The organism is Pseudomonas sp. SK3(2021), from assembly GCF_016772375.1.
Taxonomy (GTDB): domain Bacteria; phylum Pseudomonadota; class Gammaproteobacteria; order Pseudomonadales; family Pseudomonadaceae; genus Aquipseudomonas; species Aquipseudomonas chlororaphis_I.
Genome location: NZ_CP061943.1, coordinates 3,203,935 through 3,224,238, shown reverse-complemented (window position 1 = coordinate 3,224,238; position 20,304 = coordinate 3,203,935). Strand labels below are relative to the sequence as shown.

Annotated in this window: 20 protein-coding genes; 11 read left to right on the top strand and 9 right to left on the bottom strand. The window is 65.5% G+C overall.

The genetic code is table 11. The features are described from left to right. Positions 1-12: 12 nt before the first annotated feature. The gene (locus IF690_RS14460; protein WP_009048852.1) at positions 13-729 is read right to left on the bottom strand and encodes a helix-turn-helix transcriptional regulator; all 717 of its coding nucleotides are present in this window, start codon (positions 727-729) and stop codon (positions 13-15) included. Positions 730-1,190: 461 nt separating this feature from the next. On the opposite strand from IF690_RS14460, the gene IF690_RS14455 reads away from it, so the two are divergent. Both IF690_RS14455 and IF690_RS14450 read left to right on the top strand, forming a co-directional pair. After that, a complete protein-coding gene (locus IF690_RS14455) occupies positions 1,191-2,630 on the top strand; it encodes a nucleobase:cation symporter-2 family protein (RefSeq protein WP_202701194.1) in 1,440 nt (479 codons plus the stop codon). A 201-nt stretch (positions 2,631-2,831) separates the two neighbouring features. Continuing rightward, the gene (locus tag IF690_RS14450) at positions 2,832-3,305 is read left to right on the top strand and encodes an LEA/WHy family protein (protein ID WP_202701193.1); all 474 of its coding nucleotides are present in this window, start codon (positions 2,832-2,834) and stop codon (positions 3,303-3,305) included. A 418-nt stretch (positions 3,306-3,723) separates the two neighbouring features. Here the strand turns inward: IF690_RS14450 and glsB are convergent, their stop codons facing one another. Beyond that, entirely contained in the window at positions 3,724-4,632 is a 909-nt protein-coding gene (gene glsB, locus IF690_RS14445; RefSeq protein WP_007928538.1) for a glutaminase B, read from the bottom strand. A 202-nt stretch (positions 4,633-4,834) separates the two neighbouring features. On the opposite strand from glsB, the gene IF690_RS14440 reads away from it, so the two are divergent. Next, positions 4,835-5,722, top strand: coding sequence for a LysR family transcriptional regulator (locus IF690_RS14440; RefSeq protein WP_202701192.1), 888 nt, complete (start codon positions 4,835-4,837; stop codon positions 5,720-5,722). 139 nt (positions 5,723-5,861) lie between these two features. Then, the gene (locus IF690_RS14435; RefSeq protein ID WP_202701190.1) at positions 5,862-7,115 is read left to right on the top strand and encodes a ferredoxin reductase family protein; all 1,254 of its coding nucleotides are present in this window, start codon (positions 5,862-5,864) and stop codon (positions 7,113-7,115) included. Positions 7,116-7,121: 6 nt separating this feature from the next. Here IF690_RS14435 and IF690_RS14430 read toward each other — a convergent pair whose 3' ends face one another. Then, positions 7,122-8,645, bottom strand: coding sequence for an MFS transporter (locus IF690_RS14430; protein WP_202701188.1), 1,524 nt, complete (start codon positions 8,643-8,645; stop codon positions 7,122-7,124). A gap of 114 nt (positions 8,646-8,759) precedes the next feature. Between IF690_RS14430 and IF690_RS14425 the strand changes: the two genes are divergently transcribed. Continuing rightward, positions 8,760-9,656: a LysR family transcriptional regulator gene (locus tag IF690_RS14425; protein ID WP_202701186.1), complete on the top strand. Its 897-nt coding sequence runs from the start codon at positions 8,760-8,762 to the stop codon at positions 9,654-9,656. 38 nt (positions 9,657-9,694) lie between these two features. Further along, a complete protein-coding gene (locus tag IF690_RS14420) occupies positions 9,695-10,240 on the top strand; it encodes a GNAT family N-acetyltransferase (RefSeq protein WP_202701184.1) in 546 nt (181 codons plus the stop codon). On the opposite strand, the gene IF690_RS14415 is transcribed toward IF690_RS14420, so the two are convergent. Then, positions 10,233-11,153: a carbon-nitrogen hydrolase family protein gene (locus tag IF690_RS14415; protein WP_202701182.1), complete on the bottom strand. Its 921-nt coding sequence runs from the start codon at positions 11,151-11,153 to the stop codon at positions 10,233-10,235. The genes IF690_RS14420 and IF690_RS14415 overlap by 8 nt on opposite strands. An 85-nt stretch (positions 11,154-11,238) precedes the next feature. On the opposite strand from IF690_RS14415, the gene IF690_RS14410 reads away from it, so the two are divergent. After that, positions 11,239-12,174 carry a LysR family transcriptional regulator gene (locus tag IF690_RS14410; protein WP_202701180.1) on the top strand — a complete coding sequence of 312 codons (936 nt, stop codon included), beginning with the start codon at positions 11,239-11,241 and terminating at the stop codon, positions 12,172-12,174. Here IF690_RS14410 and IF690_RS14405 read toward each other — a convergent pair. Further along, positions 12,146-12,400: a hypothetical protein gene (locus IF690_RS14405; protein ID WP_007928582.1), complete on the bottom strand. Its 255-nt coding sequence runs from the start codon at positions 12,398-12,400 to the stop codon at positions 12,146-12,148. The two genes, IF690_RS14410 and IF690_RS14405, sit on opposite strands and share 29 nt — an antisense overlap. 155 nt (positions 12,401-12,555) lie before the next feature. On the opposite strand from IF690_RS14405, the gene IF690_RS14400 reads away from it, so the two are divergent. Continuing rightward, positions 12,556-12,876 carry an ElaB/YgaM/YqjD family protein gene (locus IF690_RS14400; protein ID WP_202701179.1) on the top strand — a complete coding sequence of 107 codons (321 nt, stop codon included), beginning with the start codon at positions 12,556-12,558 and terminating at the stop codon, positions 12,874-12,876. A gap of 96 nt (positions 12,877-12,972) precedes the next feature. Here IF690_RS14400 and IF690_RS14395 read toward each other — a convergent pair whose 3' ends face one another. Then, positions 12,973-14,010: an Ldh family oxidoreductase gene (locus tag IF690_RS14395; protein WP_202701178.1), complete on the bottom strand. Its 1,038-nt coding sequence runs from the start codon at positions 14,008-14,010 to the stop codon at positions 12,973-12,975. A 542-nt stretch (positions 14,011-14,552) separates the two neighbouring features. On the opposite strand from IF690_RS14395, the gene IF690_RS14390 reads away from it, so the two are divergent. Then, on the top strand, positions 14,553-15,551 hold the full coding sequence (locus IF690_RS14390) for a FecR family protein (RefSeq protein WP_202701177.1): 999 nt from the start codon (positions 14,553-14,555) through the stop codon (positions 15,549-15,551). 52 nt (positions 15,552-15,603) lie between these two features. On the opposite strand, the gene pvdQ is transcribed toward IF690_RS14390, so the two are convergent. Beyond that, the gene (gene pvdQ / locus IF690_RS14385) at positions 15,604-17,952 is read right to left on the bottom strand and encodes a bifunctional acylase PvdQ (protein WP_202701176.1); all 2,349 of its coding nucleotides are present in this window, start codon (positions 17,950-17,952) and stop codon (positions 15,604-15,606) included. Positions 17,953-18,266: 314 nt separating this feature from the next. Between pvdQ and IF690_RS14380 the strand changes: the two genes are divergently transcribed. After that, positions 18,267-18,647, top strand: a complete 381-nt coding sequence (locus IF690_RS14380) for a hypothetical protein (protein WP_007928587.1) — start codon at positions 18,267-18,269, stop codon at positions 18,645-18,647. Positions 18,648-18,665: 18 nt separating this feature from the next. On the opposite strand, the gene IF690_RS14375 is transcribed toward IF690_RS14380, so the two are convergent. Beyond that, the gene (locus IF690_RS14375; RefSeq protein WP_007928588.1) at positions 18,666-18,854 is read right to left on the bottom strand and encodes a hypothetical protein; all 189 of its coding nucleotides are present in this window, start codon (positions 18,852-18,854) and stop codon (positions 18,666-18,668) included. A gap of 198 nt (positions 18,855-19,052) precedes the next feature. Here IF690_RS14375 and IF690_RS29145 point away from each other — a divergent pair, with 198 nt between their 5' ends. After that, the gene (locus IF690_RS29145; RefSeq protein ID WP_286673844.1) at positions 19,053-19,181 is read left to right on the top strand and encodes a hypothetical protein; all 129 of its coding nucleotides are present in this window, start codon (positions 19,053-19,055) and stop codon (positions 19,179-19,181) included. Positions 19,182-19,274: 93 nt separating this feature from the next. On the opposite strand, the gene IF690_RS14370 is transcribed toward IF690_RS29145, so the two are convergent. Next, positions 19,275-20,192 carry a LysR family transcriptional regulator gene (locus IF690_RS14370; RefSeq protein WP_202701175.1) on the bottom strand — a complete coding sequence of 306 codons (918 nt, stop codon included), beginning with the start codon at positions 20,190-20,192 and terminating at the stop codon, positions 19,275-19,277. Positions 20,193-20,304 lie beyond the last annotated feature (112 nt).

Sequence of the window (20,304 nt, the reverse complement as noted above, 5' to 3'; positions counted from 1 at the left end):
AACGCCGTCGCGTCAGTTCTTGTCAGGAGTGAAACGCCCGGCATCATCCAGTTGCATGCGCTGGCGCCAGGTGCGCAACAGGTCGCTGCGGCGCCCCGGATAGCGCTGGCCCTGCTCGCTCGCGGCAGCGATTCGGTCGGTGCGAAAGGTGCGGAAATCGTCGCGCAGCTCACACCAGGCGACTATCACCCGCGCCTCGTTCATGAAGCCCAGGGCCAGCGGCCAGATCAGGCGCTGGCTGGGGGTCTTGTTCACATCGGCGTAATCGATGTGCAGCTTGGCCTGCTCGCGGATCGCCTGGCGAAATACGTTCAGCGGCACCACGTTTTCCGGGTAGCAGTAAGCCGGCGGACCGGGCAGCACCGTCGGGTTGTGCAAGGCTTCCTGGGCTGCCGGGGCCAGCACCGCGGCGATCTTCGCCAGGGCATCGGCGGCGGCCTTGCCCAGCACCTCGTCGCCACGCTGGTCGACATAACGCAGGCCGAGGACGATGGCTTCGGTCTCGTCGGCGTTGAGCATCAGCGGCGGCAGGAACAGGCCGCTGCGCAGCACATAGCCGATCCCGGCCTCGCCGTGGATCGGCGCGCCCAGCGCCGTCAGCTCGGCGATGTCGCGGTACAGGGTGCGCTCGGACACCTCCAGCTCGGCCGCCAGCGCCGCGGCGGTCACCGGGCAGCGCTTGCCGCGCAGTACTTGCAACAGGGTCAACAAACGAGTGGTGCGCGACACGTCATCGGACTCGGCAGGGAAAGATCGGCGCAGCTTAGCAGAGCCCCCTGTCAGGATCTGTCAGTAGCGAACTCTGGCCCTCGCTGGAGAAACCCGGTGCCTGGTTTGGCGAGCGCTTTGTCGGAATCTCGCCCAGCTCGATCGCAGCCTCGCTGACGCTCGGCAGCGGCTACGGACGCAGTGCCTTTGTAGCCGCTGCCGAGCCCGCGAGGCTGCGATCGGCAACGCAGTTGCCGCAAAACCTGAGTCCGCGGTGGATCAGGAGGAACGCGCGGCCTGTCGTGCGTTGTGGCGCGGCGTTAAATCAACCCTTCTGGCCCCGACGCCTTTCTGGCATCCTGCGCCTCCATTTTTCTGACCGGGTTCGCAGATTTTGCCTAACGTCCTCCGACAGCCCGCGTCGTGCCCCTTTTCTTCACGTGTTTCATGCCCTATCGACACGTCATTGGCAGGCTTTTCCCATGACCGCACCTGATCGCTCCACGCCGCGCTACAAGTCCGACCTGATCTATGGCCTGGAGGACCGCCCGCATTTCAGCGCGGCGATCTTCGCCGCGCTGCAACATGTGCTGGCGAGCTTTGTCGGCATCATCTCCCCGACCCTGATCTTCGGCGGCGTACTGGGCCTGCAGAACGAAACGCCCTACCTGATCAGCATGGCGCTGTTCGTCTCGGGCCTGGGCACCTTCGTCCAGGCCCGGCGCCTGGGGCCGATCGGTTCCGGGCTGCTGTGCGTGCAGGGCACCAGCTTTTCCTTTATCAGCGTGCTGCTCAGCGCCGGGTTGATGGTCAAGGGCCGTGGCGGCAGCAACGAGGAAATCCTCTCGACCATCTTCGGCATCTGCTTCTGCGCGGCCTTTATCGAGATGTTCCTCAGCCAGTTCATCGGCAAGCTGCGCAAGCTGATCACCCCGGTGGTCACCGGCACCATCATCACCCTGATGGGCCTGTCGCTGATCAAGGTGGCGGTCACCGACATGGCCGGCGGCTTCGGCGCCCCGGACCTGGGCGCCGCCAGCAACCTCGGCCTGGCCGCCCTGGTGCTGCTGAGCATCGTGATACTCAACCGCTTCAGCCACCCGATGCTGCGCCTGGGCTCGATCGTCATCGGCCTGACCCTGGGCTTCGTGGTCGCCTGGCTGCTGGGCCGGGTCGATTTGGCGACGATGCCGCAAGTGCCGATGGTCAGCGTGCCGGTGCCGTTCAAGTACGGCTTCTCCTTCGACTTGATCGCCTTCATCCCGCTGGCGGTGATTTTCCTGATCTCGCCCCTGGAAGCGGCCGGCGACCTGACCGCCAACTCGATGATTTCCCAACAGCCGGTCAAGGGCCCGCTGTACATCAAGCGCATCAAGTCCGGCCTGCTGGCCGACGGTTTCAACTCGATGGTGGCGGCGGTGTTCAACAGCCTGCCGATGGTCACCTTCGCCCAGAACAACGGGGTGATTCAGCTGACCGGCGTGGCCAGCCGCTACGTGGCGTATTTCATTGCCGGCCTGCTGGTGCTGCTGGGGCTGTTCCCGGTGATCGGCGCGGTGCTGCAACTGATGCCCAAGCCGGTGCTGGGCGGCGCGACCCTGATCATGTTCGGCACCGTGGCCGTGGCCGGGATCAAGATCCTCGCCGAAGCCGGGCTGCATCGACGCAACGTGCTGATCGTCGCCATTTCCCTGGGGATGGGCCTGGGCGTGGCGGCGGTGCCGGAAGTCCTGCGCGAACTGCCCAAGGCGCTGCACAACATCTTCGAATCGCCGATCACCGTGGGCGCGATGTGCGCGATCCTGCTGAACATCTTCCTGCCGGAAGAATTCATCGAACTGGAAGAAGACGAGTTCGACCCGGAAGCGGCGACCCTCAAGGTCATGCAGGACCCGGATGTCAGCGCCAAAGCCAGCGCCTGACTTCCCTTGCAGGAGCGAGCTTGCTCGCGATGGACTTCAGAGCGCTGTGTTTATCCGGACGATACGCAGAATCGTTAACGTCCATCGCGAGCAAGCTCGCTCCTACGGGTATCCATGAGGGGCATTTGCGGCCTACGGTTTGTAGCAGCGGCCGGCTCGCGCTAGATTCGCTACTGCCTCCTTTCCCGCAGAGAGCTTCCAATGCGCAGATTCCTCGGTCTCACCCTTTCCTTGCTGTTACTCAGCCTGAGCGCCTGCGCCCTGTTTCCCCAGCACGATCCGCTGAATATCAATGTGGTCGGTATCGAGCCCCTGCCCAGCCAGGACCTGGAAGTGCGCTTCGCGATCAAGCTGCGCCTGCAGAACCCCAACGAAACCGCGATCCACTACAACGGCGTGGCCCTGGACCTGGAGGTCAACGGCCGGCCGCTGGCCTCCGGGGTCAGCGACCAGAGCGGCAGCATCGGGCGTTTCTCCGAGGGTGTACTGGTGGTGCCGGTCAGCGTCTCGGCCTTCGCCGTGCTGCGCCAGACCCTGGGCCTGAGCCAGACGCAAAGCCTCGACAACCTGCCCTATGTGCTGCGCGGCAAGCTCGCCGGTGGCCCGTTCGGCACCCTGCGGTTCGTCGACAAAGGCCAGCTGAGCCTGCCGAAGACCGCCAACTTCACCTGGTAATCGGGCGCTTCCCTGTAGTCGCTGGCGCAGCCTGCGATCGGCGGCGCAGCCGTCGCCAAGCCTGCCAACGGGTTATCCAGGCAGACCGCGGACTCAGGCTTTGCGGTCGCTACGTCGGAATGCCGCCCAAACCGAGCGCAGCCTCGCAGGCTCGGCAGCGGCTACACAAGCACCGCGTTCCTGTAGCCGCTGGCGCAGCCTGCGATCGGCGGCGCAGCCGTCGCCAAGCCTGCCAACGGGTTATCCAGGCAGATCGCGGACTCAGGCTTTGCGGTTGCTACGTCGGAATGCCGCCCAAACCGAGCGCAGCCTCGCAGGCTCGGCAGCGGCTACACAAGCACCGCATTCCTGTAGCCGCTGGCGCAGCCTGCGATCGGGTGCGCAGCACCCGCAACCGGCCGCAATGCTCCCGCCGCCCTTAGAACACCGACCAGCCGATGCGCTGGCTCAGCAACTCCAGCGCCGCCATGCCCACCAGGGAATTGCCCGCCGCGTTCAACTCCGGCGACCACACGCACACCGTGAACTGCCCCGGCACCACCGCGACGATGCCGCCGCCCACGCCGCTCTTGCCCGGCAGGCCGACGCGGTAGGCGAAATTGCCGGCTTCGTCGTACAGGCCGCTGGTGGCCATGATCGAGTTGACCTGCTGGGTCTGGCGCGCCGTGAGGATCTGCTCGCCGCTGTGCTTGCAGAAACCATCGTTGGCCAGGAAGCAGAAGGCCCGCGCCAGGTCGACGCAACTCATGCGCAGCGCACAGTGGCTGAAGTAGCTGCGCAGCACCGCCTCGACGTCGTTGTGGAAGTTGCCGAAGGACTGCATCAGGTAGGCCATGGCCGCATTGCGCGCGCGGTGCTGGTATTCCGAATCGGCGACGCGGCCGTCCACCAGCACCTGCATATTGCCGGACAGGCGCCGCACGAAATCGCGCATGGACAGCGCCGGCGCGGCGAAGCGCGACTGGTTGATGTCGCAGATCACCAGCGCCCCGGCGTTGATGAACGGGTTGCGCGGACGGCCACGCTCGAACTCCAGCTGCACCAGGGAATTGAAGGGTTGCCCGGAAGGCTCATGCCCCAGGCGCTGCCAGATCGCCTCGCCGGAATGCCCGATGGCCTGCACCAGGCTGAACACCTTGGAAATACTCTGCACCGAGAACGGCGTATCGGCATCGCCGGCGCTGAATACCTGGCCATCGTTGCCATACACGGCAATCCCCAGCTGGTTGGCCGGCACGTCGGCCAGCGCCGGAATGTAGCTGGCCACTTTGCCCTGGCCAATCAAGGGACGGACCTCGTCGAGGATCTCGTTCAACAATGCTTGCATGTTCAGACTCGCACTTCGTGCCTCGCACCGCCGCGAAGCTACCGCTGCTAGACGCACCCCGCCGCGTCGAGAACACAGTTGTCGTGGCGATCCCTCGCACGGCTCCTTGCACGGCCCCCGCGCGCGAACAACCGGCGCTGCTTTTTTGATCGGGCAGAGCCGCAACTGATAGGCTTTCCCCTACATTCGACAGGGAGCGCTCATGGATCTCAACGCCGCCAGGATGTTTGTCAGCGTGGTCCAATGCGGCAGCATTTCGTCCGCCGCCAACCTGCTGCAACTACCGCTGGCCACCATCCGCCGAGGCATTCGTGAACTGGAACGCAGCCTCGACGTGCAACTGCTGGAACGCTCCGCCCGCGGCACCCGGTTGACCGCCGCCGGCAGCCAGCTCTACGAGCACGCCAGCCGCGGTATCGAGGCCCTGGCCGAGGGCGAACAGGCTGTCAGAAATGATCGAGTGCGCTTGCAAGGCCGCCTGAGTGTGTCGGTGCCTGCGGCATTCGAGAGCTGGTGGAAGCTGCTGGCGGAGTTCCAGCGGCGCCATCCCGGAGTCCAGGTCGCGGTCTACACCAGTGAGCGGGAAAGCGACCAGGCAGAGGACGGGGTCGATGTCGCCCTGCGCGCCGGGCCGCTGTTCGACGAGGATCGCCCGGCGCGCCTGCTCGGCAGCTACCGCCACCTGCTGGTCGCCAGCCCGCTGCTGCTGGAGCGCCTCGGCACCCCGCAAACCCCTGCCGACCTTCGCGGCTTTCCCTGTGCCGTCTGGTCGCGCCATGCCGATGCCCGGGAACGGTGGCAACTGGGCGACCAATGCTACAGCCCCGATCCGCTGTTCGCCGCCAACGATTACCTGCACCTGCGCCAACTGGCGCTGACCGCCAAGGTGGTCACCGAGCTGCCGGCCTTTCTTGCCGCCGAAGCGCTGCGCGACGGTCGTCTGCAAGCCCTGCTGCCCCGCCTGCCGATGCCGGAACAACAGCTGCACCTGCTTTATCGGAACCCGCGCCCGCCCTCGAACATCGTCCGCGCCTACCTGGATTTCGCCCAGGCCTGGCTGGTGGAAAACCCCTTGCCCGACCCACACTGAGCAGGCGCTGATGCAAATCAGCCCGGGCTCGACGCTCTGCCGGTAAAATGCGCCCTCACCCTGGCTGCCCTCACCGGCCCGCAGCCCGCGCCCCACCCTATGCGCCGACACTGGCGCCCTCTTTCTGGAGGTGTCCCCCTTGAAAACCTGGTACTCGGTGGTCGGCGTCCTGCTGATCACCACCCTCACCGTGCTGCTGGAAATCCCCAGCGATACCTGGCTGACCTCCGCCACCCTGAGCCTGGTCCTCGGCGCCACCGCGCTGGCCTATATGGCCCTGTCCTGCCTGCTGGCCAGCCGCTGGCGCTGGGTCGAGCGGCTGTTCGGCGGCCTCGACCGGGTCTATGAAACCCACAAGTGGCTGGGCATCTGGGCGCTGGTCTTCGCCAGCTATCACCTGGTGTTCAAGGCCAACCTGGATCTCTGGCAAAGCGTGCCGATCATCGAGCTGTCCAAGTACTGGACCCGCATGGTGCGCCAGCTGAGCTACGTCGCCCTCGGCCTGATCGTGCTGCTGGCGCTGAACCGCAACATTCCCTACGGCCAGTGGCGCTGGTGGCACAAGCTGTCCGGGCCGCTGTTCGCGATCGTCATCCTGCACTGGCTGAGCTTCAAGTCGCCGATTGCCCTGGATAACCCCTCGGGCATCTGGCTCACCGCACTCTGCGGCCTGGGCCTGCTCGGCGCCCTGTACAAGCTGCTGCTCTATCCGTTGCTGGCCAAGGCCGGCGAATACCGGGTCAGCGCCGTGACCCTGGAGAAAAACTCCCTGTACCTGGAACTGACCCCGTTGCACCGCGGTTTTGCGTTCAAGGCCGGGCAGTTCGCCTTTCTCGCCATGCGCGAAAAAGGCCTGCGCGAGCCGCACCCCTTCACTATCGCCAGCGCCCACGCCAGCGACGGCCGTATCGAGTTCGTGATCCGCGCCCTGGGCGACTACACCCAGAAGCTGCGCCAGCAGGTCAAGGTCGGCATGCTCGCCGACCTCTACGCGCCCTATGGCCGCTTCAAGCGCCGGCTCGATGCCGGCCGGGAAATCTGGATCGGCGGTGGTGTCGGTATCTCGCCCTTTATCTCGTGGCTGCAGGATGCCACCGCCGGGCGCTTCGACCAGGCGACCCTGGTCTACTGCTGCAACCCGTCACGGGCTTTCCCCAGCATCGAAACCCTGCAGGGCCTGGCCGAGGAACGCGGGGTGGATTTCATCGGCCACACCGACGGCGCCGACCGCCTGGGGGAAACCCTGAAACGGCTGGCCAGCGAAACCGATCCACAGCAGATCCAGATCAGTTTCTGCGGGCCCAAGGGCTTGCTCGCGCGGGTCAAGACGTTGATGCGCGAATACGCGATTCCCGAGTGCAACCTGCACTACGAGTTCTTCGAGTTTCGTTGAACGCCCTCAAGTCCGGCGCGGCTCATGCAGCATCAGCCGCACCACCAGCGCCGCGACCAGGGTGATGGCGATCAGCGCATGCAACAGCCAGCCGAAGGCCTTGGCGTAGAGCCCGAGCAACAGGTCCCGGCCCAGCTCGGGCAACAAGGCCGCGCTGGCCTGCAGGTTGCCGTTGGCCAACTGCTGGGCCGCCAGCGGCAGCTGCGGATGCTCCGGCAGCGCCGCGGCCATGGACAGTTGCAGCAAACCGGCCAGCAGGGCCGCCACCAGGGCCAGGGCAATGCCCTCGCCCGCCACCCGGGTAGTGCTGAAGATGCCGGTGGCCATCCCCGCCCGTTCCTTGGGCACCACACTGACCGACAGCCCGTCCATCAGGCCCCAGGGCAAACCGGCACCGAGGCCGATCAGCAGCATGGGCAAGACATTGGCCGCCGGCGCCTGCCCGGGGGCGATCCGGCTGAGCAGATAGAGCCCGCCCGCGGCAATCGCCAGGCCGACGCTGGACAAGCTCCCGGCGCCGAACCAGCGGGTCAGCCACGCCGCCAGCAACGGCACCACCACCATCGGCGCGGACAGGGCGATCATCATCAGCCCGGCATCGATCTCGCTGTAGCCTTCCACGCCGATAAAGCGGATCGGCAACAGGATCAGCAACACCACGAAGCAATAGCAGGTGGCGATCGGCAGCAGCTGCACGCCGACAAAGCGCGGGTAACGAAACAGCGACAGGTCGAGCATCGGCCGCTTGACCCGCAGTTCCACGACAATGAACAGCAACAACGCCAGCAGCGCCACCAACAGCAGGCCCCAGACCAACGGGCTGCCCCAGCCGCTTTGCGGCGCCTGCAAGATGCCCCAGGTCAGCGCCACCAGCGCCGCGGTGAAACTCAAGGTGCCGGGCCAGTCGACACCCGCCGCGTCCGGGTCGCGGGACTCCTGCATGCGCGGCACACCGAACAACAGCGACAGGCCGCCGATCAAGGTCCCGGAGACGAAGATCGAACGCCAGCCGTAGGCTTCGATCAGCACCCCGGCGAGGATCGGCCCGAATGCCAGGCCGACGCCGAAGGTGGTGCCCAGCAGGCTGAAGGCGCGGGTCCGCGCCGGGCCCTCGAACGCCTGGGCCAGGGCCGCCGAGCCGCCCGCCAACGCCGCCGCGCCGGCCAGCCCCTGCACCGCCCGCAACAGGTCGAGCCAGAGCAGCGAAGGCGCGAAGGCCAGGGCCAGCGAGGTCAGGGCGAACAGGCCGACGCCGAGGCTGAACACGCGCTTGCGCCCGTACTCGTCGGCCAGGGTGCCGGCGGCCATCAGCACGCTGCCGAAACTCAGCATGAAGGCATTGGTGATCCAGCTCAGGGCCAGGGGGCCGCCGCCCAGCTCGCGGCCGATGGCCGGGGTCGCCACCGCCACGCCGACAAAGGTCAGCGGCAGGATCAACGCCGCCAGGCACACCGCGGCCAGTACCGCGTAGGAAGGACCGCCCGCGACAGCGTCATCGAACGCGGCAGGCACATCGGTTGGCGAATTCATCGGCACCTCAGGGGGGAACGTTAGCGTGCGATCAATGGTAGATTCGCGGCAATCATCCACAAACAGGGCTCAAGTCCGTTCTTTACGGACATAAACGCTCCAATCGAGATTCCCATGGACAACCTCAGTGGCATGCTGGCCTTTGTGCGCACGGTGCAGGCCGGCAGTTTTGTCGGCGCGGCGCAACGCCTGGGCATCTCCGCCTCGGCGGTGGGTAAAAGCCTGGCCCGCCTGGAAGAACGGCTCGGCGTGCGCTTGCTCAATCGCAGTACCCGGCGCATCGGCCTGACCGAGGAAGGCACGCTGTTCTTCGAGCGCTGCCAGCGCATCGTCGGCGAGGTGGAAGACGCCGAGGCCGAGCTCGCGCGCATCAGCGACAAGCCCCGCGGCAAGCTGCGGGTCAGCCTGCCCGCCATCGGCTATCGCATGCTGTTGCCGATCCTCCCGGAGTTCGCCGAACGCTACCCGGACATCGAGTTGGACCTGGACTTCAACGACCGGCTGATCGACGTGATCGCCGAAGGCGTCGACGCAGTGATCCGCAGCGGCGAGCTGGCGGACTCCCAGCTCAAATCCCGCACCCTGGGGCCATTCCGCTTCGTGCTGGTCAGCGCCCCTCACTACTTCGCTCGCCAGGGTGTGCCCGAGAGTCCCCGGGACCTGGAGCGGCATGCCTGCCTGCGCTACAAGTTTCCCGGCACCGTGCAATTGCAGGAGTGGAAACTGCGCTTGCCCGCCGATGCGCCGCCGCTGGTGCTGCGCAGCGCCTTGACCAGCAATAATCTGGAGTCACTGATCTTCGCCGCCACCCAGGGCCTGGGCCTCGCCTTCGTGCCGGATTTCGTGGTGCGCACGGCGCTGGCCGACGGCTCGCTGGTGTCGGTGCTGGACGACTACCAGATCGACAGTGGCAAGTTCTCGGTGCTCTGGCCCGGCAGTCGACATCTGCTGCCGAAACTGCGAGTGTTCGTCGACTTTCTCAGCGAGCGCCTGGTGCTGGGCGCACGCTGAAAAACCACACCGGATCCACACAAGGAATGTGCGCGGGCATGACACCGATCCTCACCCTGTACACCGAACGCCTGATCCTGCGGCCACTGGAACTGGCCGATGCCGAGGCCATCCAGCAGCAGTTTGCGCACTGGGAAGTGGTGCGTTATCTCAATGCGCAGGTGCCCTGGCCCTATCCCGCCGATGGCGCCCTGAGTTATCTGCGCGACCTGGCGCTGCCGGCCATCGAACGCGGTGAGCAATGGCACTGGTCGATCCGCCTGAAAAGCGCGCCGGAGCAACTGATCGGCAATGTCAGCCTGATGGACCAGACCGACAACAACCGCGGCTTCTGGCTGGCGCCGGCGTGGCAGGGCCAGGGTTATATGAGCGAGGCCAGCGCGGCGGTCACCGAATACTGGTTCGAGGTGCTGGGGCACGAGGCGATGCGGGTGCCCAAGGCCGCGCCGAACCTGGCCTCGCGGCGGATTTCCGAACGCGCCGGCATGCGCTTGATCCGCAGTGACGAAGACGACTTCGTCTGCGGCCGATTGCCCCGCGATATCTGGGAAATCACCCGCGAACAATGGCGTCGCCTCAGATGAAACGCACGCCGGTCTTGGCCCGTTCGTCCACCGTCAGCTCGAACACATCCGGGCGCGCATAGTGGCCGACCACATCGTAGTCGTAGCGCGCCCGCACCAGTTCGGCGGTGTCGATCTGCGCCGTCAGCAGCCCGGCACGGCCCACCAGCGGCCCGGCCAGTACTTCGCCCATGGGCCCGACAATCACGCTGCCGCCGGCAATCAGCGGACGCTCGGCCGGCCAGTTGGCGATCTCCAGCCCCAACTCCTGGGGTGACGCCTGGACCTGACAGGCGCTGACCACAAAGCAGCGGCCTTCCTGGGCGATGTGGCGCATGCTGACCTGCCACATCTCGCGCTCGTCCACGGTCGGTGCGCACCAGACTTCCACGCCCTTGGCGTACATCGCGGTGCGCAGCAACGGCATCATGTTTTCCCAGCAGATCACCGCGCCGACCCGGCCGACCTGGGTGTCCAGCACCGGCAGGGTCGAACCGTCGCCCTTGCCCCAGATCAGCCGCTCGGTGCCGGTGGGCATCAGCTTGCGATGCTTACCCACCAGGCCATGTTGCGGGTCGAAATACAGCGCCGTGCAATACAGGGTGCTGCCGGCGCGCTCGATCACCCCCAGCACCAGGTTGGCCCCGGTGCGCGCCGCCAGGCCGGCCAGGGCCTCGGTCTCCGCGCCCGGCACCTCGACGGCGTTGGCGAAATAGCGGGCAAAGGCCTCGCGGCCTTCCGGCAGGCGATAGCCGAGCTGGGTGCCGAAGCCCTCGCCCTTGGGGTAGCCACCGAGCAAGGCTTCAGGCATCACCACCAACTGCGCGCCGGCCTCGATGATGGCGGCTTCAAAGGACAGGATCTGCTCCAGGGTATCGGCCTTGCCCCCTGGCAGGGAGCCGATCTGCAATGCGGCGACAACGGACTTGGACATCGGGAAAACTCCTATGGCGATGAAGTGTTGCCCATTGTCCGGCCCTCGCCGATCATGCGCAAAGCCCCTCCTGATACTGAATGATATGAACCAGATGAATATCGCCCAGGTCGATCTCAACCTGCTCAAGGCCTTCGAAGCCCTGCACGACGAATCCAGCGCCAGTCGCGCCGCCCTGCGCCTGGGCGTCACCCAGTCGGCCATGAGCGCGGCGCTGCGGCGCCTGCGCGAGCTGTACGGCGATCAGTTGTTCGTGCGCACCGGGCGCGGCCTGGCGCCGACCCTGCGGGCCAACCAGCTCAAGCCGGTGGTCAGCGAGGCGCTGAACAAATGCCGGCAGAGCCTGGCCATGGTCGATCCCCATGCCAGCCATTACCAGGGCCGCTCGGTGGCGATCGGGCTGTCGGACGATTTCGAGATTGCCTACGGCCGGCGCCTGATCGAGGAAGTCGCCCGGCGGGCGCCGAAGCTGCGCCTGATCTTTCGCCAGAGCCACAGCCAGATCGTCGGCGAAGCGCTGTTGCAGCGCAGCATCGACCTGGCCATCAGCGCCGGCGGTTTCGCCGAACGCCTGCTCAGCCGCCAGGTATTGGGGGAAGGTGGTTATCTGTGCCTGGCGGACCCGGCGAGCCTGAGGCCCGGACAGCAGGCCATCGACCTCGACGAGTTCGTCGCCCGCGAGCATCTGCTGGTGTCGTCGCAAGGGTTTATCGGGATTACCGACGAGGGTCTGGCGGCCCTGGGGCTGAGTCGCCAGGTCTGCGCCTCGACCACGCATTTTGCCGCGCTGCCCCATCTGCTCAAGGGCAGCCAGGCGGTGGCGACCATTCCGGCCCATGCCGCGCGAAGCATCGCCGAACTGACCGGGCTGGCGTTGCTGCCCTGCCCGCTGGACCTGCCGCGTTACCCGATCGAACTGGGCTGGCGCACCAGCGCGCAGATCGATCCGCTGGTGCTGAAAGTGCGCGAGGCGATAGTCGCCAGCTTCGCAGCTACTTGTTCGCCGCCATCAGGCGATTGACTTCACTGCGCACCATGTTGGCGTATTCCGGCGGCGACATGCCGTCAAGCTCGGCACGCACCCATTCGGCCCATTTGCCCTTGCGCTTGCCGCGCTCGCCGAACAACCGCGCGGCTTCGCCCTTGGCCTTGCCCAGGTTGCTCTGCCACAGCTCGAACAGGCGGGACTTTTCATCTTCGATCTCTGCGCGCTCGGCGAGAGTCTTGTTGGCCAGATTGAAGCTCATGGGAATTTCCTGCTGCGTAAAATAGCCGACATCTTACACTGTGACGGCTGGGGTTTTCCCGCTGGCATGGAGCGGGTGGAGAAAATATCTGCAACTTTTCGCCAGCCCCGCGACTCCATTGTTCATTGCATCACTGACCCGCAAGGAGTAACTCAATGGCTCGTAAAACTGCCACGCAAGCGGCTGACGAACAAATCAAGGACCAGGAATTCAGCGAGCTTCAGGCGTTGATCGAAGAATCGGAAAAGCTTCTGAAAAGCAGCGCGTCCTTGGTCGGTGAGGAAGGCGAGAACCTGCGCCAGCAGGTCGGGTTGAAACTCAAGCAGGCGCTGGACTCGGTGTCCAGCGTGCGCGAGCGCAGCAAGCCGGTGGTGGACGCTACCGAGCACTATATCGGCGGCCATCCGTGGCAGGCCGTGGCCATCTCCGCCGGCGTCGGCCTGGTGGTGGGCCTGTTGCTGGGGCGTCGTTCGTAACAGGCTTGTTGTAACGACCAGCGCTACCCGCAACCGCTGAAAAAAGGACCAGGCCAGCAGCATGCTCGCCTGGTCCTTGCGTTTTGAAAGCGTGCTTTAAAGCCCGGCCAGCTCCCGCAGCTGCTTGAGTTCCGCGGCGTCCAGGGCAATCCCCTGTTGCCGGGACTTTTCCCGCTGACGATGCCGCCGATCCCCCGGCAGGCGCTTGAGCCCTACGCCATGCATCTGCCGGATCAACTCCTGGCTGCGTTCGGCGAAATTCTGCCCGGCGCCCTTGCTCGGATCGATGACGATCAGCAACTGGCCGGTCCAGGGCGTTTTCGCGCCGGGATGGTTGGACCAGTCGAACTCGAACGAGAAATGGCCACCGGTCAGCGCCGCCGCCAGCAGCTCGACCATCATCGACAGCGCCGACCCCTTGTGCCCGCCGAACGGCAGCAGCGCGCCGCCTTCGAGAATGGCTTTCGGGTCGTCGGTGGGCTGGCCGAGGCCGTCCACGCCCATGCCCGGCGGCAGGCGTTCGCCCTTGCGCGCGGCGATCTGCACGTCGCCATGGGCAATGGCGCTGGTGGCCAGGTCGAAGACGATCGGATCGCCAGCGGCCTGGGGCGCGGCAAAGGCAATCGGGTTGGTGCCGAACAACGGCCGATCGGCGCCGTGGGGCACCACGCAGGTCATGCTGTTGACCACGCTCAGGGCCACCAGCCCCTCCTCGGCGAATGGCTCGACGTCCGGCCACAACGCGGCGAAGTGATGGGAGTTGCGAATGGCCAGAATGGCGATCCCGGCGTGGCGCGCTTTCTCCACCAGCAACGCGCGCGCCGCCGCCAGCGCCGGTTGGGCGAAACCGTTAGCCGCATCGACCCGGACAAAGGCCGGGGCCACGTCTTCGACCACCGGCACGGCCTTGCCGTTGACCCAGCCGCTGTTGAGGGTCGACACGTAACCGGGAATGCGGAACACGCCGTGACTGTGGGCACCGTCGCGCTCGGCAGCGGCACAGTTCCGCGCCAGGCTGCGCGCCACTTCGGCGCTGGTGCCATGGCGCAGGAAGATCGTTTCCAGCAACGTCGCCAGTGCCTCGAACGACAGGTGTTCCTGCGGTGTTTCAACAGCCGGGGGCGATACAGACATCTGGAGCTCCGGATTAGTTATTGGAATGGGCTACAGCGCATGAGGAGGCACCCAGGTGAGTGCGCCCGACGATTAAACAACGCTTTGCGCGCGCCCTGTCAACCTCGGCCATGGCCTAGTGGCCTGTGTGGCTAATTCGTGCACTCGACTTCGGCGCCAGTACTCGCCAGGCTGCGTTGCCATTCCTCGCCGTAGCGGGCTACGACTGGTCATGGCGCCTTGCCTGGCAAGCCCTGGCACTCGAATTTGAGTCGCCGAATTAACCGTACAGGCCACTAGCACAGGCAATGCCAGGAAGGGACAGAGTAGCCGCGAACGGGCCGTCAACCGAGGATGGCGAGCAAAGGTGGCAGTAGCGATGACAGCGGCCCGGGTGTTTTTTGATCATTTTTTCACTCCCGCCGTGGATACTGCTGGCGAAAGCCCTGTGTTGCAGGGGCTTCGAGGCAAAAATAAGTTCCACTTTTGATAGGCATCAGCCATGACGGCGGTTCTCCAAGCCTGGCTGCGAAGGGTAGAATGCGCGAAACCAGGAAGAGCCAATGAGCGAACAGCACCTCACAGAAGCCGAATACGACGCCATCACCGATGCCGCCGCGCAGTGGTGCATGCGTCTGCATGCCGCGGACTGTACGGCCGCCGAACGCCAGGCCTTCGAGCAATGGCGCGACGCCCACCCGCTGCATGCCTTCGAATACCAAGCGATGCAGGACATCTGGGAAGTCGCCGACCATCTGCCACGTCCGCCAGCCACCACCGTCCTGCCCCTGGCGCCACGCAAACCCTGGCGCGCCTACGGCATGGCCGCGGCGATCAGCGCCCTGGCCCTGCCCCTGGCCGCCTACAGCGGCTGGAGCCTGGGCTGGCTGCCCTCCTCCTACGAGCATTTCCAGGCCGACGGCGGCATGCGCCAGGTGACCCTGGCCGACGGCAGCCAGGTCGAACTCAACCTGGGCACCGAGCTGACCTACAGCAACTACAAGGACCAGCGCCGGGTCACCCTGAAAAAAGGCGAAGCCTTCTTCAAGGTCAGCCACGACAGCAGCCACCCGTTCGTGGTCAAGGCCGCCAGCGGCGAGGTCCGGGTCACTGGCACCCAGTTCAACGTCTGGATGTACGAGGATCAGGTGCGGGTCACCCTGCTCGAAGGTTCGGTGCTGGTGAACAGCGACAACAGCCACCCCGGTGGCGGCTTGCGTCTCGATCCGGGCATGCAGGCGCGTTATCGCCAGGGCGATCACCAGCCGCAGCTCAACCAGGCCGATGCCAACGACAGCTCGCTGGCCTGGCGCCAGGGCAAGCTGGTGCTGGACAACCTGGCGCTCGGCGAGGCCCTGCCGCTGATCAACCGCTACCTCAGCACACCGGTGATGCTGGCCGACAGCGCCACGGGCAACATTCGGGTCGGCGGCATCTACGACGTCACCGCGGTCAAGAGCCTGGTGACCACGCTGCCCAAGGTGTTGCCGGTGTACCTGACCCGCAACCAGGACGGCAACCCGGTCATCAATTCGCTGCCAGGCGCCGCGCCAAAAAGCTGAAGGCCGCTACCCTCGCGGGTGCGGCCTGCGCTTGACGCCAGGTTGAGCGCGCTTACTGGGTCGCGACTTTGCGCAGCCGATCGTCCACTTCGTGAATCACCTGCAAGCGATATTGCGGGTCCGCCTGGATCTGCTGCTCGGTGAACGGCAACACACTCCACTGCTTCTTCGAGAACGCCTCGGTCTGGTCCCGCGAGTGCGGCGACGCCGGGTCGCTGGACAGGGAGAACGCCAGCAGGCCCTGGGCATGCGGGCCCTGGTCATCGAAGGTCACCACTTGCAGGTAACTGGTGCCGCTGACCACCTCACGCTTGCCGTCGGCCGCCGGGACGCTCTGGATCGCGTTGTACACGCCCAGGCTGGCCGGGCCGCCGTGAATCGGCGTCTGCCGGCCGCCGCTGCTGACCACCTGGATATCGCCCCAACGGCTGTCGGCCTTCAGGCCCGACTCGGCCACCTGTTGCACCGAGGCCAGCATCGCCTCGCGCAGCGCCTTGGCCACGGGCGGTCGGTCGATCGCCAGGCCACGTGGTGTGTGCTGCGGGTCCCGGGCATCGAAGGCCACGCGCCAGCGCTCGTCGACCGCCTCCAGCTGCTCCATGACGTTCTGGAAGTGCACCAGGCCCAACCCGCTGTGCAGGTTGGCGCTGCGGTCCCAGGCCTTGAGGCTGGCACACAACGGCGCCAGGGCCCGGGCATCGCTGCCCAGGTCGCCGGCACAGAACTGCAACAGGTCCGGCATCACCTGTCCGGCCTGGTACACCTGGTCGTCCATCACCATGTGCTTGAGGTCGGCGGCGCTCAGCGGCTCGGCCTTGCCCGTGCCGATCAGGCGATTCAGGGCAAAACGCGCGCGCTGCCCCAGCGGCAGGTCCTGCTGGCTGACCAGCGGCGAGAAGCCTTGCAGCGGCGCGGCCGGGTTGACCATCCACGCCGAGTCGTTGGAGTTCTGCAGGTAATCGTTGCGCAGCAGTTGCGGCAGTTGGCTGGCCGGGTAGATGCCCTGTTGCGCGGCGGTCGGGTCGATGTCCCAGGCACAGGCCGCGCGCGAACCGTCGAGAATGATCAGCTGGGTGCCGATCCGCGGGTCGCTGCAGCGCGCGAGTTTTTCCGCGCTGACGTTGGGCACCACCGACTGGTTCATGTACAGGGCCTGGCCCTGGTCATCCACGGCCAGGGTATTGACCCAGGGAATGCCCTGCAGCTGGTGCACCGACGCTTGCAGTTCCTTGAGGCTGCGGGCCTGGTTCATCGCGTACCACTGTTGCAGCACCCGGTCGTTTTCCAGGTTGGCGTCGCGCAGGCTATAGGCGAAGCGGTTGTCCCAATCCAGCTTGCCGGGCCACTGCACCAGCGGGCCGAACTGTGAGCTGTAGACACTGTGGCTGACGGTCGTGAGCAGGCCGTCCTCGCCCTTCACCTTGACGCTGAGCGTCTGTTTGTCCAGCGGCAGGGACTTGCCGTCGAGCAGGTAGCGGGTCGGATCCTTGGGGTCCAGTTGCAGGCGGTACAGGGTGAAGTGCTTGGAGGTGTCCACCGTGTGGGTCCAGGCCAGGTGCCGGCTGAAGCCGATATTGATCATCGGCAGGCCGGGCAAGGCAGCGCCCATGACATCCAGCTTGCCGGGAATGGTCAGGTGCATCTGGTAGAAGCGCATGCCCCCCACCCACGGAAAATGCGGATTGGCCAGCAGCATGCCGCGGCCATTGAACGAGCGCTCGCGCCCCACGGCCACCGCGTTGCTGCCCCGGTCCAGGGCGAAACGCTGGCCGCGGGCATCCGCCTGGGCGAAGACCCGGGCCGATGGCTTCAACTGCGCCGTGGCGGATGGCGGTGTCGCGCCCACCAGGGCTTCGGCGAACTGGCCGACACCGCCTTCCACCAACAGCCGGCGGGTCAGCTTGACCAGGTCCAGGGCGGTCAACGACCGTACCCAGTCCCCCTGGCACTGCTCGGGCAGGCCCTGGGCCCGGCGCTCGGCCAGGGAACGGTTATAGCCGGCGACATACCCTTCGATCAGTTGCCGCACCTGCGGCGTCTGCGCCTGCCAGAAGCCGAACACCGCCTGGGGCGTGTTCAGCCAGTTGAAGAACAGGTCGCTGGTGAGATTTTCCCGTTGCTCGACGGTCTGTTGCTGCGGGCCGAAATACTTCGAACGCTCGCCATTGACCGTCAGCACTTCGTTGGCCAGCAGGCACAGGTTGTCCTGGGCGTAGGCATAGCCGATGCCGTAACCCAGCCCGCGTTCGTCGGCGGCGCGAATATGCGGGACGCCAAAACCGGTACGGCGAATATCGGCACTCGCCTCGCCGCTCCGCACCTCGTGCCCCTGAGCCGCCAGGCTCAACCCGAGAAACACACCCGCAAGGCAAAACCTGGGCAACTGGCTGGAAATAATCACGCCGACTCCTGATCGAAAAAAGATGCACAACCCAGGCTGGCGCGGCATGCGATGAGCGCACGGGGGACACGGATTCCAGCCTGGAAAGAACGGCCCGACCCGAGAGCAACCAAGGCCCGCCTGCCCTTACAGACGAAACCGCCACGGAAAATTTAGCGGCTCGGCGCCAGGCCCGGATCGCCCGCCCACCTGGTAACGACCAAGGCCTGACAAATTTTCTACATCCGATTCCTCATGATTTGCGCGGCTCGTTCGTCTAGTTAGGTGAGAGCACCCGTCATCTTCCTGATCAGGCTCTGAAAAGGAGTTTTTGCATGTACGACCCGCAACTGCCAACGGATGGCCACACCGCACAACCGGCGTCCTCCCTGAACGCCGGCGCCGGTGTCTTCGGCAAGCAAGCCGAGCGCAACCGCAACGAACGCATCAGGCACCTGCTCAAGAGCTTCGGCCTGCGTACCAGCCTGATTCGCCTGAAAGTCATCGATGCCTTGCTGCAGGCAGCCGAAAGCCAGCGCGCCCTGGGGGTGCGTGGCATTCACAGTCATTTGCTGGAGCTGGATATCCCGCTGTCGTTCCTCAGCGTGCGCGAGGTGTTGAAGCGGCTGTGCAGCGAAGGCGTGATCACCCTCAATGCAGACAAGAGCTTCAGCCTGCATCAACAGGCTGAAGCCATACTCGACGGCCGCGACTGAGGCCGTCGGGGGTGTCTCTCAAGGCTTGACCTTGCGCCGCATCACGCCATTGATCACGACCACGGTCACCGCCACGCCAATGGCGATGTACTGGAACATTTTCTCGGTGATCATTCCGGCGTTCTGCAGGTAAGAAAGGCCAAGCATGATTCCCAGTACCACCAGGGAAATCACAATCGAATAGATCAAGCGTTGCTTCTGGGTCATTGCGGGTTCCTGAACCTGTAAAGGTGCGGCCTGAAAATGCCGCCTGTAAATGTATCGATTCGGTATCGAAACAGATGCCAAACGCCTACCGAGAATCGGGGATGGGCGCGGGCAAACGGGGTCTCATGTTACAGCCGCCGAAGAGTTTTCGCTGCATCGCGGCGGTTTTAACCCCGAGAGCCCTTTGAGGACTGCGCAATGTTCCATCGAATCACCCGGCTGATTCCCCTGCTGGCGATGCTGGCCCTGTCCGGCTGCATCATCTTCCCTCACGACGGCGGGCATCGCCGCCATTACGACGGCGGCCCCGGCTACTACCATCGCTGAGTCAGCCCGCCCACGGGTACTTCCCTTTGCGTAATCCCTGCGCGAAATTGCCCGACGCCCGCCTCGCCGCGGGCGTCTGTCTTTACTCTCGAGCTATGCCAGCCGGGTGTTGTGAGTCCCCGGCTGGGCGAATAGCGCCACCAGCCAGTCGACGAACACCCTGACCCGCGTCGACAGGTGCCGATGCGGCGGATACAGCGCGCTCAACGGCAGCCGGGGCGGCGGGATGTGCCTGAGCACCTCGATCAGCCGGCCTTCGGCCAACTGCTGGGCGACATGGTAATAAGGCGTCTGCACCAGCCCGTAGCCGGCCTCGCAGGCGGCCAGGTAGCCATCGGCGCTGTTGACCGAGACCTGCTTGGGCAGCTCCGGCAACAGCACCTGGCCCTGCACCTCGAACTCCAGGCCATAACGCTTGCCGCTGACGCTGGAGAAATACTCGATCATCTGATGCCCGGCCAGCTCGTCCAGGCTCTGCGGCACACCGCGCTGGCGCAGATAAGCCGGGCTGGCGCAGGTCACCTGCTCCATCAGCAGCAACGGCCGGGCCACCAGCGAGTCGTCGAGGCACAGGCCGCCGCGCAACACGCAGTCCACCCCTTCGCGGATCAGGTCCACCGGCCGGTCGTTGAGGCCGATTTCCAGGTCGATCGACGGGTAGCGCTCGGAGAATGCCGGCAACGCCGGGATCACCAGCAGCCGCCCGATCCCCGCCGGCATGTCGATGCGCAAGGTGCCGCGCGGGTTGTGGCGCGTGGCGGAAAACACCGCTTCGGTTTCCTCGAGGTCGGCCAGCAGCCGCACGCAACGCTGGTAATAAGCTGCGCCGTCCAGGGTCGGCGTGACCTGGCGGGTGGTGCGCAACAGCAGCTGCACGCCCAGATGCGCCTCCAGCTGCTTGATCAACACCGTCACCGAGGCCCGCGGCATCTGCAGGCTGTCGGCGGCCTTGGCGAAACCGCCGAGGTCGACAATGCGAGTGAACACACGCATGGCATTAAAACGGTCCATTGGCTTGGCCTGAGGCTGATTATTTAGAAATAACGAATAGTGATAGCGTTTTTAGCCGGTTTATCTTGTTTTTGTCGAGGGGAACAATGGCCGCCACGCCATCCACCGGAGC

What these genes read in the sequence shown, in the direction of transcription:
- IF690_RS14455 (WP_202701194.1), top strand. Translation starts at nt 1,191, where the DNA reads ATGACCGCACCTGATCGCTCCACGCCGCGCTACAAGTCCGACCTGATC.
- IF690_RS14450 (WP_202701193.1), top strand. Translation starts at nt 2,832, where the DNA reads ATGCGCAGATTCCTCGGTCTCACCCTTTCCTTGCTGTTACTCAGCCTG.
- glsB (WP_007928538.1), bottom strand. Translation starts at nt 4,632, where the DNA reads ATGCAAGCATTGTTGAACGAGATCCTCGACGAGGTCCGTCCCTTGATT.
- IF690_RS14440 (WP_202701192.1), top strand. Translation starts at nt 4,835, where the DNA reads ATGGATCTCAACGCCGCCAGGATGTTTGTCAGCGTGGTCCAATGCGGC.
- IF690_RS14430 (WP_202701188.1), bottom strand. Translation starts at nt 8,645, where the DNA reads ATGAATTCGCCAACCGATGTGCCTGCCGCGTTCGATGACGCTGTCGCG.
- IF690_RS14425 (WP_202701186.1), top strand. Translation starts at nt 8,760, where the DNA reads ATGGACAACCTCAGTGGCATGCTGGCCTTTGTGCGCACGGTGCAGGCC.
- IF690_RS14420 (WP_202701184.1), top strand. Translation starts at nt 9,695, where the DNA reads ATGACACCGATCCTCACCCTGTACACCGAACGCCTGATCCTGCGGCCA.
- IF690_RS14415 (WP_202701182.1), bottom strand. Translation starts at nt 11,153, where the DNA reads ATGTCCAAGTCCGTTGTCGCCGCATTGCAGATCGGCTCCCTGCCAGGG.
- IF690_RS14410 (WP_202701180.1), top strand. Translation starts at nt 11,239, where the DNA reads ATGAACCAGATGAATATCGCCCAGGTCGATCTCAACCTGCTCAAGGCC.
- IF690_RS14405 (WP_007928582.1), bottom strand. Translation starts at nt 12,400, where the DNA reads ATGAGCTTCAATCTGGCCAACAAGACTCTCGCCGAGCGCGCAGAGATC.
- IF690_RS14400 (WP_202701179.1), top strand. Translation starts at nt 12,556, where the DNA reads ATGGCTCGTAAAACTGCCACGCAAGCGGCTGACGAACAAATCAAGGAC.
- IF690_RS14395 (WP_202701178.1), bottom strand. Translation starts at nt 14,010, where the DNA reads ATGTCTGTATCGCCCCCGGCTGTTGAAACACCGCAGGAACACCTGTCG.
- IF690_RS14390 (WP_202701177.1), top strand. Translation starts at nt 14,553, where the DNA reads ATGAGCGAACAGCACCTCACAGAAGCCGAATACGACGCCATCACCGAT.
- IF690_RS14380 (WP_007928587.1), top strand. Translation starts at nt 18,267, where the DNA reads ATGTACGACCCGCAACTGCCAACGGATGGCCACACCGCACAACCGGCG.
- IF690_RS14375 (WP_007928588.1), bottom strand. Translation starts at nt 18,854, where the DNA reads ATGACCCAGAAGCAACGCTTGATCTATTCGATTGTGATTTCCCTGGTG.
- IF690_RS29145 (WP_286673844.1), top strand. Translation starts at nt 19,053, where the DNA reads ATGTTCCATCGAATCACCCGGCTGATTCCCCTGCTGGCGATGCTGGCC.
- IF690_RS14370 (WP_202701175.1), bottom strand. Translation starts at nt 20,192, where the DNA reads ATGGACCGTTTTAATGCCATGCGTGTGTTCACTCGCATTGTCGACCTC.